Below are 11,843 nucleotides of genomic sequence, written 5' to 3'. Positions count from 1 at the left end.
TCTCTATCGCTAGGTCACTGTAGGTATTCGACGCGCCTCGCTTGCCAGTCTTTTGCTTGTTCTTCCAGGCGCTCAGCACCCCTTCATCTATCCAAACGGTCAGGCTCCCTCGGGCCTCCAAGGCGGCGTTATACTCTGACCAGTTGCAGATGCGGTAGCGGCTTTTCATGCTCTCCCTTACTTCGACTATTATCTCAACCGTATCGATTCATTCTTGCTCATCACAACTGCCTATCGAACGATTTGTGCAACAAAGCCATTACCTAGCACAAAACTTATTCCCATGCATATAATATATGCATGGAAGTGGAATGGGACCCAAATAAACCAGCTATTAACCTGCGAAAACATGGTGTACACTTTTCTGACGCTGAGGCAGTTTTGTTTGACCCGAATGCGCTTTCTTTTGAAGATACAACGGCTCAAGGAGAACAGCGATTCGTCGTGATTGGAATGGATCATCTCTGGCGACTGCTAGTCGTGGTTTATACCGATCGGGGGAATCTTGTTCGCCTTATTTCAGCCCGTCCTGCAACCCGTTCTGAGAGAAGACAGTATGAAAGCGGAATATGATTTTAGTCAGGCTAAACGAGAGGCCGTTATTCCTCAAACAGGTAAAACACGTATCACAATCTACATCGATGACGATGTGCTAGAAACTTTCCGAGAGCGAAGTGAGTCTGCTGGAAAAGGTTATCAAACTATGATGAATGAAGCTTTGCGGCTGTATCTAGAAAAAGTGAAGCAGCCCCTAGATGAAGAAACACTACGTCGAGTTATTCAAGAGGAGCTTCAAGAACTTCGTGCAGCAAAATGAGTGCGTTTTAGCGGTGTCCTACGCCGATCTGGTGCTCCAGGCGGTGATCTTAACCGCGATCGTGATTGGCTTTTCGATTCAGGCACGGCACAACAAACCTGGCTTGCCGGTGGTAAGTACCTGAGCATTGAAATTTACATAAAAGAACTTGTCATTCCGAGTAGAGCGTAGACGCTTGCGGCTTCCCGCAGGGTGGAATCTCTCGAATGCTGATGCTTTAGGGTGAGATGCCTCGACAAGTTACGCTTTCAGCGTCGCTCCGCGGGTTCATGCCCCTTGGGCTATACGGCATGACATCAGACTCTCCTTTGTAAAAAATGTGTAATTAATTTTGTTCGACTACTTAGCGCGTGGCGGACATCGCTGTTGGATGGAATTTCCCGAGCTATTTAATCAAGCTGTAATGCATTATTTAGACGGGGTGACATCGATGTGAGTCGCGAAAGGGATGCCGCCGCGATCGCACCGGAGCCGCCCGGAATATGTCGAAAGAGGTCCGTTTACTTTAGAGTAGACGGGGTGGTTAAGCGTGCATAATTATTTAGAGCGTTCCCGAATCAGGGGAGCGATCATAGGTTCAGCATTGAGGGAATCTCAAGAATGCGGGAGCGATTCAAGCAGTGGCTGCCAAAGACAAGAATCAATAAGTGGTGGGTGATTGGCGCGATCGCGACTCCAGTCTTTCTCTGGGTGGTGGGGTGGCTTTGGGTACTCCCCGATCGTAAACTTCCGCCAGATGATGGTCGCCTCTCCCACAGCGAAAAAGCGGCCCTTGCTCACCCCCATCGTGACACCCTGATTGGCGGTATTGGGACGATTGCAGCGGTTGCCGGTGGAGTTTTCCTATTGCTCAACTTCCGCATTGCCAACAAAAATGCGGAGACAGCCGAGCTCAGCGGCGCCAACCTCAGCGGGGCTGAGCTCAGCGGGGCTAAGCTCAGCGGGGCTAACCTGGTCAGGGCTGAGCTCAACGGGGCTAGCCTCAGCAATGCTGACCTCAGCGGGGCCGATCTTAGCGGGGCCAACCTCAATGGGGCTGAGCTCAGGGGGGCCGATCTCCGTGGGGCCAACCTCAGCGGCGCCGACCTCATCAGTGCCGACCTCAGCGGGGCCAACCTCAACGGGGCTGAGCTCAGATATGCCAACCTCAGCGGGGCCGACCTCAGATATACCAACCTCAGATGTGCCAACCTTAGATATGCCAACCTCAGCGGGGCCGACCTCAACTGTACCCTGCTCAACGATGCCAACCTCAGCGATGCCAATCTCAGCGGGGCCTTGCTCTTTTTTATCAATTTACGAGAAGTTCTAAATCTCGAACCGTTTCAGCTAGAGGCGAAACCTTTGCCTTTTTTATGTAATGTTGCACTGCCTGCTTATTCCAGCCGACCAGATGTGAATCCCAATCGCGCCTGCGATCGCATTCCCCAGCTTTTGAGTGCTCGCTATGATATCTCCCTTGAAGAGGCTCAAGAAATCGTCAATGAAGCTCGGCAACATCGGTGGGACTAGTCAAGATGATGCCTGACAATTCCAATTCACTGAAAGTGAGGCAATCAGCGATTTGCAAAGCGTTATGGTATCCGGTAGTTGGGGTCGTTAAGAAGAGATTGACTCAATAGAGAAGCGAGATGAAATCAGGAGCAAATGACTGGGGCACGTGGGAGGAATTTAGGGCTGCGCAGCGGGAAGTTCTTCTGCCTGCAGGTCAGGTTGCTCACATTCCTGTCTCCGTTCGCTATATTGACGCGGGGGAAGCCCAGCAGGGTACGATCCTGCTGATGCATGGTATTCCGACTTGGGGATACCTCTACCATGCCGTTATCCCGATCCTGGTGGATTCCGGTTATCGCGTTATCGCTCCAGACTTTTTGGGTCATGGATGGTCGGATCGCCGTGATCGCTTTGATCGGTCTTTTCAAGATCAGGCCCGGATGATTGTCACTCTGCTGTCCGCGCTTGAGCTAGAGCGGGTGGATGTTGTTGGACACGACACGGGTGGCGCAGTCGCGCTTATTTTAGCCATTGAGCATCAGGAGTATGTCAATCGTCTCGTCATCTCGAACTCGGTCTGCTATGACCGATTCGACGATGATATGCTCGATTTTGGCCATCCGCTCCGATGGAAGCCTCGCCCGATAGCAGATTTGGTTGACGCACTGGAAGACAGTTTCGCAGCAGGTCTTTCCAATCCGCACCGACTCACGACTGAGTTTCGGCGAGGCATCATTGCCCCTTGGGCCAGCGAGGAGGGTAAACTCAGCCTGCTGCGGAATGCTTCTGCGCTCAATGCTAACCAAACCATGGCACTTGTCGATCGCCACGGCGACATCTCGGCCCAGACCCTGATCCTATGGGGCATGGATGACCCCTGGCAGAAATCGGAAGATGGTCAGCAGCTGGCGCAAGAAATTCCGGGTGCTCGCTTTCAAGCCATTGAGGGCGCATCCCATTGGGTCCAGCAAGATGCACCCGAAAAGTTCTGTGCAGCCGTACTGGACTTTCTTGCTAATGCATCGCCCTGCCGCTAAACGTCGTCTACGGGCGGCCTAGATTTTCTCTGCCTGGATCAGGCAGGAAAATGCGGTCTGGGGACAGCGCTGCTATAAACTACTGTCAGCTTTGTTTTGAGTTGGCCCATGACGGCTTTTTCGCAGCGCATTCGCGCTCTGCTTTCGGTGCTCAATCAGCGGCATCATCAGTTTGCCATCACCCAGGGGGAGCGGTTTGTCCGCAGTCTGGAGCGGCGGATTGGTCGGCAGTCCGCAGTGGGAGATGCGGCTTTTTTTGACTGTGGGCAGTTTCCCTGGATCGCTGAGCTAGAGGCTAACTGGCAGGTGATTCGCCGCGAGCTGGACGGGGTACTCCAATCCGTTCAGGCGCTACCCAACTTTCAGGACATTTCCGCCGACCAGCTCAGCATTACCCAGGATAATCGGTGGAAGACCTACTTTTTCTACGGCTATGGCTTCAAGGCTAAGCAAAACTGCGATCGCTGCCCCGAAACCACGCGGCTGATTGAACAAATTCCGGCGATGAAGACCGCCTTTTTCTCTATTTTGCTACCCCACAAGCAGATTGGGGAGCATCGCGGTCCCTACAAGGGGCTGCTGCGCTACCACCTGGGGCTGAAGGTGCCTCAGCCGGATGCCTGCCGCCTGCGCGTCGGGCAGCAAACCCGACATTGGCAGGAGGGGTGCAGTCTGGTCTTCGACGATACGTTTCCCCATGCAGCCTGGAACGACAGCGACGAGATCCGCGTCGTTTTATTCGTCGATTTTGTCAGGCCGATGCGGTTTCCCGATGCCGTTTTGAACCGGCTGATGATCCAGCTGATTGCCTGGTCGCCCTATGTGCAGAGCGGCAAAGAACGGGTTAGGGAATGGGAAGCTCGGTCTACCTCAGCTGCGGCTCCCGTCAGATGACCGAAGCAACAATGCATTCCTCGCCCGTCCTGAAAATTGCCCTGGTCACCTCCGGCTTTTTGCCCGTGGTCGATGGGGTGACGGTGACGGTCTTTAACCGATTGCAGCAGCTCAGCCAGCAGGGTCATCAGGTGCGGGTATTTTGCCCGGACTATAGCGCGATCGCGGCTATCTATCCCCATTGGCAGGACGATGTCGGGGCAATCTTACCCGGGGTCGAAGTTATCCCCTTGCCCAGCGAGCCGTTCATTGGCGTTGCCTTTGAGCGCAATCTGGCGCGGGCCGCCCTGAAACCGCTACAGCAGGCGCTAGAAACCTTTCAGCCGGATGTAATCCACGTGGATGAGCCCGACCGGATTTTTTTGGGAATGCTCACCGCGCCAGGCGTCGCCTTTGCTCAGCAGCACAATATCCCCTGCACCGCGTTTTTGCACACCAACTTTATTGAGTACATCGAAGACTTTTCTCCCCTGCCCACCTGGACGCTGGGCAGCTTGCAGTGGGGATCGCAGCAGATTATTCATCGCGTATTCAACGCCTACGATAGGACCCTGGTGGCCAACGGGGTGACTGAGACAATGGCTCGCCAGATGGGCATTCGCAACGTCCGGCGGGGCGATTTTCTAGGCGTTGACCTGGACCGATATCGGCCCAGCGATCTCGCCCCTGATTTCTTCCAAACCCACTATGGTTTGCCAGCCGTCGATCCGCAAACCAAACTTATCTTTTTGGGTCGGCTGACGCCGGACAAAGGCTGGAAGTTTGCGCTCAAAGCCTTTGCCAAGCTGGCAGACTCGCTCAACAATGTCGCGATTCTGATTGCGGGTGACGGTGAACTCCAGGCAGAGATTCAGGCAGGATTTCAGCAATTGGGGCTGAATGCCTACTTTCTGGGTCGGATTGCCCCGGCAGCGGTGCCACCGCTGTTAGTGAACGGCGACCTGCACGTGACGACTTCTACAAAGGAGACCTTTGGCCTGACGGTTTTAGAAGCGATGGCGGCGGGGATACCCGCGATCGCGCCCCGAGCCGGTGGCGTGGTGGAAACGCTGCGGGACGGCGAAACAGGCTATCTATTTACGCCTGGGGATGAGGCCGACTTTGGTCAGAAGCTACTGCGGCTGATCGGTCAGCCCGATCTGAGGCAGGCTTTGGGTCAGCGGGGGCGAGCGGTGGCCGCGCAGCAGAGCTGGGAGCGGGCGGTGGGGAATTTGGTTGAGGTGTGGGGAGGGGAGGGGAGGGGGAAGAGGAAAGAGGAAAGGGGAGAGGGAAGAGGAAAGAGGAAAGGGGAGAGGGAAGAGGGTAGTGAGTAGAGAGAGAGGGAAGCGGTGAAGCTCTACCAGAAGATTCCGATTCAGGACTGCGGTGAGCCTTTGGTGGAGATTCCACTGGCTGATTTTGCGGTGGTGATGCCCCATCCCTATGCAATGCTGGGGGCTCCCTATGGCGATCGCGGTCCCTATTTTTTGCGGCAGTCGGTCCTGGACAGGCTTTATCAGGCTCAGGGCTGGCTTCAGGTTCAGCGGCCCGGCTGGCGGCTGCAAATTTTTGACGCCTACCGTCCGGTGGCAGTGCAACAGTTTATGGTGGACTACACTTTTGAGCAGCTGGCGCGATCGCATGATTTAGACCCCGCTGCCCTTACCCCAGCTCAGCAGACCGACCTGCAAAGCCAGGTTTTCCAATTTTGGGCACCGCCCAGCCCCGACCCGGCAACGCCGCCGCCGCACAGTACCGGAGCTGCCGTTGACCTGACTTTAGCCGATGCGGAAGGGATGCAGGTGAATATGGGGTCTGCTATCGACGAGCTGTCGCCGCGCTCCTATCCGAATTATTTTGCGGAGAGTGCTGAGCCAGAAGAGCAGCAGTACAATCGAGATCGCGCCCTCCTCTCCCAAGCCATGACCCAGGCCGGGTTCTGCCAGCATCCCCACGAATGGTGGCATTTTTCCCAGGGCGACCAGCTTTGGGCCTGGACGGCTCAGGCTCAGATAGCCCGCTATGGAGGCGCTGTTTAGGGGTTACTGACGCAGCTGCCTGAGCATTTTGCGGCAATAGTTAACTCTAGGAACCCGTCTGGCTTCCCCTAGCTCAGCTAAAAGCGATTCGTATTGCTGCCAGGAAACATTCTCGATCAGGAGATGACTGCCCGGAGACAGCGTCATGGCCCGAATTGGAATCGTCACCGGAGCCGAAGTAGCCATGCTTTTATCCGAGGGGTAGTCAAATTTGGAGCAGCTCAGCAATTATTTTAATTAAGATGTAATCGGATGGTTCTGAATTGGCCGTCAAAAAATGGCTCATGGGCGGCTTTCATGCGGTATAACTGCTCACTCAATTTTAGTTTCGCCAGATAAAAATTTAGCTAAAAACAATCATGATAAATCTGCCGATCAGACCTAGAAGCCTTCAGTTGAAACTTCTACTCATGAGCAGGATACAATGAGCAGGATATCTCAGCATCAGTGCTAGGCTTAACCTTCAAGGTTAAGCCTAGCACTGATGTAATACATGGCCAATCCGCCTGCCCAGCAGTCCTCGGAGTCTCGCGATCGCTATCCCATTGTCGGCATTGGGGCCTCTGCTGGCGGGCTAAAGCCGACCTCAGAGCTGCTCAGCCAGCTACCGACCAATATGGGGATGGCCTTTGTGCTGATTCAGCATTTAGCGCCCGATCGTCACAGCCTGCTGACCGAGCTGCTGGCTAACCAGACAACTATGCCGGTGAATGAGATCACCGACGGCATGGCGATCGCGCCCAACTGCGTCTATGTGATCGCGCCGGATACCCAGATCACAATCGACGCTGAGCGGGAGCGGTTTCAGGTCGAGGCGCGCAATATCAGGCCGGGGCAGTTTATGCCGATTGACCATTTTTTTCACTCCCTGGCCAAGACCTGGGACAGCAGCGCCATTGGCATCGTCCTGTCGGGCAGCAACGGCGACGGGGCGCTGGGTCTGAAGGCGATTCGGGCGGCGGGCGGGATTACCATGGCGCAGTGCGAAGGCACGGCCCAGTTTAGCCAGATGCCCAATACGGCAGCGGCGACGGGCGACGTTGACTTTATCCTGCCGCCAGTGGAAATTGCCAGAGAGCTGGTGCGGATTAGCCAGCATCCCTATGTGCAGCAGCCGGAGTCTCCGCCGCAAGCGGCGGAGACTCCGGCTGCTGGCGCGACTCGGGTGGCCCCTCTGAACGCTGTCTTTGGCCTGCTGCTGCGGGCGACTGGCGTAGACTTCACCCACTACAAGCACAACACCTTCAGCCGTCGGCTCAGACGGCGGATGGCCCTGTATAAGCTGGAAGCGCTAGAAGACTACGTTGCCTATGTGGAAAATCACCCAGAGGAGCTACAGGCGCTTTATCAGGACGTTCTACTGACGGTGACCAGCTTCTTTCGCGATGCCGACACCTTCGCCGCCCTGAGCGATCAGGTCTTGCCCAGAATTCTGAATGAAAAGTCGGCTGACTCAACCATTCGGGTCTGGGTGGCGGGCTGTGCCACTGGGGAAGAGTGCTACTCCATTGCGATTTGCCTGCTGGAACTGCTGGCCACCCAGCGGGTGAAGCCGAATATTCAAATCTTTGGCACTGACATCAGCGATGTCGCGATCGATAAAGCCCGCACTGGCATCTATGCCGAGAGCCACATGACTCCGGTCTCAGCTGAGCGCCGCCGCCGCTTTTTTGTCGAAGTGGAAAGCGGCTATCAGGTGAATCGATCGGTGCGGGAGATGTGCGTTTTTGCCCGGCAAAACCTGATCAGCGATCCGCCTTTTTCGAATCTAGACCTGGTCAGCTGCCGCAACGTGCTAATTTACTTTGCCTCAGTCTTGCAGAAGCGGGTGCTGCCGATCTTTCACTACAGCCTGAACCCGACTGGTTTTTTGCTGCTGGGCCGGTCTGAGAGCATCGGCGAGGCGTCCGACCTGTTTCGGGTGGTCGATAAACAGCATCGGCTCTACAGCCGCGCGGCCATCTCCTCTGGCCTGAGTTTTGACTATATCTCTAGCGACCATCTGATGGTCGCAACCAAGCCCAGCGAGGCGGCGAATGTTCGGAATGAGCTGAATGTGAAGCAGCAGGCGGATCAGATTATCCTCCGCCAGTATGCACCAGACGGGGTCGTGGTGAATCACAGCCTGGACATTTTGCAGTTTCGCGGCGACACCAGCGCCTATCTCCGACCGGCAGCGGGAGAGCCCAGCTTCAACCTGCTCAAGATGATTCGCCCAGAGCTGCTGCTGGAGGTGCGCACCGCGATCAACCAGGCCCGGCGGCGAGGGGATTCGGCAACTCAGACCAAGCAGCGAGAAGGCAGCGCGCTACTGGATCACGTCAGCATTGAGGTGATTCCCTTCAGTCTGCCCGAGGCTGAGGAGCCCTATCTGCTGGTTCTGTTTTCCCCAATCGCACCGCCGGCTGAGGAGCGCGCCGCTGACCCCACCCCCCCCGAAGCGCAGCCTGAAATCATGCAGCTGCGACGGGAGCTGGCCGAGGCCAAGCAGGAGCTGCTGGATACCCAGGCCCATCTGCAAACGACGATTGAGGACCAGGAGGCGACGAACCAGAGCCTGACGACGGCGAACGAGGAGATTCTATCCAGCAACGAAGAGCTGCAGAGCATTAACGAAGAGCTGCAAACGGCCAAGGAAGAAATTCAGGCGGCGAACGAAGAGCTGAAGACGACCAATGAAGAACTTCACAGCCGCAACCAGGAAGCCCGGCTGATTAACGACGATCTGCTCAATCTGCTCAGCAATGTTAATATCCCCATCCTGATGCTCTCCAGCGATCTGGGCATCCGCCGGTTTACGCCCGCCGCCCAGAGAATTTTTAACCTGATTTCGTCCGACGTGGGCCGACCGATTAGCCATATCCGGCTGAATATTGACCTGCCCGATCTGGAAGACCTGATCATGGGGGTGATCGATAGCCTGACGGTGCAGGATCGAGAAGTGCAGGATCGAGAAGGCCGCTGGCACCTGCTGCGGGTTCGACCCTACAAGACCATGGAAAACCAGATCGACGGCGCGGTGCTGGCGCTGGTCGATATCGACGATCTGAAGCGCACCCAGGCCCGGCTTGAAGTCGCCCGCGACTATGCCGAAAGCATCGTCGAAACGGTGCGGCAGCCGCTGCTGGTGCTCAATACCGAGCTGCAAGTGCTGAGCGTCAATCGGGCCTTTTATGACACGTTCCAGGTGTCGCCCGAGGAGACCGAAGGGCGGCTAATTCTTGAGCTGGGCAACGGTCAGTGGGACATTCAAGACTTGCGATCGCGCCTGGAAGATATCCTCCCCGACCAGGTCGAGCTGCAAGACTTTGAAATTGAGCATGACTTTGAGTCAATCGGACCTAGAACCATGCTGCTGAACGCGCGGGAGTTTACCCAGGGCAATGAGGGTCGCAAAATATTGCTGGCGATTGAGGATATTAGCGATCGCAAGCAGGCCGAGGCCGAGCGCACCCGGCTGCTGCTAGCCCGGCAGGCCCAGGCCGAGGCCGAAGCCGAAAACATTCGCAAAAACGAATTTCTCTCGATGCTCTCCCACGAGCTGCGGACGCCGCTCAACAGCATTCTCGGCTGGTCCGACATTCTGCTGCGGCGGCCGCCAAAGCCAGAGGTGCTGACCCGGGCGCTAGAGGCGATCCAGCGCGGCGCTCGCAGCCAGGCCCGGCTGATCGAAGACCTGCTCGACCTGTCGCGGATCATTCAGGGCAAGCTGCAGCTGACGATGCACCCGACCAACCTGACCCGGGTGATGCAGTCGGTGATTGAGACGCTCCAGCCCGACGCTGAACGCAAGCAGATTCGGTTGGAAGCCAATTTAGCCCCGGCCCCGGCCAGCATCCTAGCCGACGCTGAACGGCTCCAGCAGGTGTTTTTGAACCTCCTGACCAATGCGATCAAGTTCACCCCAGAGGGCGGCCAGGTGGCGGTGCAGCTGACCTATAGCCAGACGGTGATTCAGATTCAGGTCGCCGACAGCGGCAAGGGGATCAGCGCCGACATGCTGCCCTACATTTTTGACCGCTTCCGTCAGGACGACAGCTCAACGACTCGCAGCTACGGCGGTCTGGGGCTGGGCCTGGCAATTGTCCGCTACCTGGTCGAAGCCCACAACGGCACGGTCGCTGCCGCCAGCGATGGCGAGGGCCAGGGGGCGACATTCATCGTCAGCCTGCCGCTGGTGGTGGCCAATACCCCGGCTGAGCCCGCCGCCGCGCCGCCCGATCCCGGCCGCGATTGCCTGACCGGGCTGCGGCTGCTGCTGGTCGATGACCAGGAGAGCAACCTGGACCCGCTGACCTTCGTTTTGGAAACCCAGGGGGCGACTGTCGTCACCGCTAACTCGGCGGCGGCGGCGATGGCGCAAATCGAAGCGCAGCCGCCCGATCTGCTAATCAGCGATGTGGGCATGCCCCATATGAACGGCCTGGAGCTGGTCAGGTGGGTGAGATCGCGTCCGGCTGAGCAAGGGGGGGAGATGCCCGCGATCGCCCTCACCGCTTTCGCGGCCGAAGCCGAAGCCCAGGACATCCTCGCCGCTGGTTTTCAGCATCACCTGGCCAAGCCGGTCAGCCTAGATGACGTGGTCGCCGTCGTCGCCAGGCTGATTAACCATTAGTCTAGAAATCTCGGATTGAATCTGTTTGAACAGCAATGGGCTGCATCACTCGTATCCAAGCTCTTTAATAAAGCCGCCTATTTTATGCTCTATCGCCGCAACATTTTTGTGCCCAAGCGCTTCCTTCCAATCTCCATTTTCACCTTTGCGCAGAGAACTCGCTTTCTTCAGCTCATTACTGGCTAAGAGCGCTTTCTTTTTATTCTCAAAGCTCTGATTATGAATCGCTTGTTTTAAATCTTCTTCACTTCTTTCTATACCCAGATGCTCGCAAATTCTCTTAACTTCAGATAGCGTATCGCGTCTTAGATCGCTATATTTAACAATCATGACATCGCTTTCTAAATACCCCTTCACATGCTCTTCCCAGGGGACAGTTAGCCAAAAGCCATCTTTCGTTCCGCGTAGCAGGCCCTTGGTCAGCCGGTCGATCTGGTGCTTTTTCGTATGAAATAGTCTGGAATATAGCCGTTTGCCGATAGGGTGCAGAGACATCAGCTGATACAGCTTGACATAGCGAGGCCGCAGGCGAAAATAGTAGGACGCAGAAACAACAACATCTCTAGGATCGCGGACAACATAGATCACCTTTTCATTGCCGTTGCCATACAGCGCTAGGGTGTGATTGAGCTGCTCAATACTGTGGTGAGCTTTGTAGCATTCAAACTCAGACTCTCGGTCAGTGCCTTCAATGCATTCATCCTGATTGAAGGGCTCGCACCAGTATCCGGCGACGGGACAGCCGACCATCTCCGCGGTTAAGCGAGTCAGCCAGGTATTACCGCTCTTGGGATATCCACAGATGATGATACGGTTTTTCATAGCCTGTCAGCTCAAATCTTCCTAAGACAGAGCGATTGCTGAACCCAAACCCGAAATAGGTATGAAAGCTCATGCCTTATCCAGACTTTAACAATTGCATTTTTGAATGCCATGTTCCTAGCGAAGGAATATTCATCACCTTTTGC

General features: G+C 55.9%; 12 protein-coding genes. 9 read left to right on the top strand and 3 right to left on the bottom strand.

Annotated features, from left to right (window positions below; translation table 11 throughout):
* The coding region (locus IQ241_RS19300; protein WP_193910349.1) for a transposase at window positions 1-169 on the bottom strand (169 nt) is incomplete at its 3' end.
* Between the two features lie 131 nt (window positions 170-300).
* On the opposite strand from IQ241_RS19300, the gene IQ241_RS26680 reads away from it, so the two are divergent.
* The 8 genes from IQ241_RS26680 to IQ241_RS19260 all read left to right on the top strand — a co-directional run bounded on the left by IQ241_RS26680 (window position 301) and on the right by IQ241_RS19260 (window position 6,260).
* The gene (locus IQ241_RS26680) at window positions 301-573 is read left to right on the top strand and encodes a BrnT family toxin (protein ID WP_193910347.1); all 273 of its coding nucleotides are present in this window, start codon (window positions 301-303) and stop codon (window positions 571-573) included.
* Entirely contained in the window at window positions 557-817 is a 261-nt protein-coding gene (locus tag IQ241_RS19290; protein WP_193910345.1) for a BrnA antitoxin family protein, read from the top strand. Before IQ241_RS26680 ends, IQ241_RS19290 begins: the two co-directional genes overlap by 17 nt.
* Window positions 804-941, top strand: a complete 138-nt coding sequence (locus tag IQ241_RS26930) for a hypothetical protein (protein WP_193910363.1) — start codon at window positions 804-806, stop codon at window positions 939-941. The genes IQ241_RS19290 and IQ241_RS26930 overlap by 14 nt, the downstream gene beginning before the upstream one ends.
* A 476-nt stretch (window positions 942-1,417) precedes the next feature.
* Entirely contained in the window at window positions 1,418-2,329 is a 912-nt protein-coding gene (locus IQ241_RS19280; protein ID WP_193910343.1) for a pentapeptide repeat-containing protein, read from the top strand.
* A gap of 119 nt (window positions 2,330-2,448) precedes the next feature.
* The gene (locus IQ241_RS19275) at window positions 2,449-3,348 is read left to right on the top strand and encodes an alpha/beta fold hydrolase (protein WP_193910341.1); all 900 of its coding nucleotides are present in this window, start codon (window positions 2,449-2,451) and stop codon (window positions 3,346-3,348) included.
* A gap of 108 nt (window positions 3,349-3,456) precedes the next feature.
* Entirely contained in the window at window positions 3,457-4,242 is a 786-nt protein-coding gene (locus IQ241_RS19270) for an aspartyl/asparaginyl beta-hydroxylase domain-containing protein (RefSeq protein ID WP_193910339.1), read from the top strand.
* Window positions 4,239-5,555, top strand: coding sequence for a glycosyltransferase (locus IQ241_RS19265; protein WP_228021865.1), 1,317 nt, complete (start codon window positions 4,239-4,241; stop codon window positions 5,553-5,555). The genes IQ241_RS19270 and IQ241_RS19265 overlap by 4 nt, the downstream gene beginning before the upstream one ends.
* A gap of 15 nt (window positions 5,556-5,570) precedes the next feature.
* Window positions 5,571-6,260 carry a M15 family metallopeptidase gene (locus IQ241_RS19260; protein ID WP_322743709.1) on the top strand — a complete coding sequence of 230 codons (690 nt, stop codon included), beginning with the start codon at window positions 5,571-5,573 and terminating at the stop codon, window positions 6,258-6,260.
* A gap of 3 nt (window positions 6,261-6,263) precedes the next feature.
* On the opposite strand, the gene IQ241_RS19255 is transcribed toward IQ241_RS19260, so the two are convergent.
* Window positions 6,264-6,446 carry a hypothetical protein gene (locus IQ241_RS19255; RefSeq protein ID WP_193910336.1) on the bottom strand — a complete coding sequence of 61 codons (183 nt, stop codon included), beginning with the start codon at window positions 6,444-6,446 and terminating at the stop codon, window positions 6,264-6,266.
* A gap of 307 nt (window positions 6,447-6,753) precedes the next feature.
* Between IQ241_RS19255 and IQ241_RS19250 the strand changes: the two genes are divergently transcribed.
* Window positions 6,754-10,875 carry a CheR family methyltransferase gene (locus IQ241_RS19250; protein WP_193910334.1) on the top strand — a complete coding sequence of 1,374 codons (4,122 nt, stop codon included), beginning with the start codon at window positions 6,754-6,756 and terminating at the stop codon, window positions 10,873-10,875.
* 45 nt (window positions 10,876-10,920) lie between these two features.
* On the opposite strand, the gene IQ241_RS19245 is transcribed toward IQ241_RS19250, so the two are convergent.
* Window positions 10,921-11,697: a sulfotransferase domain-containing protein gene (locus tag IQ241_RS19245; RefSeq protein WP_193910332.1), complete on the bottom strand. Its 777-nt coding sequence runs from the start codon at window positions 11,695-11,697 to the stop codon at window positions 10,921-10,923.
* Window positions 11,698-11,843 lie beyond the last annotated feature (146 nt).

This window comes from Vasconcelosia minhoensis LEGE 07310, assembly GCF_015207255.1.
GTDB classification, from domain to species: Bacteria; Cyanobacteriota; Cyanobacteriia; order Phormidesmidales; family Phormidesmidaceae; genus Vasconcelosia; species Vasconcelosia minhoensis.
Note: the sequence above shows the minus strand (reverse complement) of the source record. Positions and strands in the feature narration are given on the sequence as shown.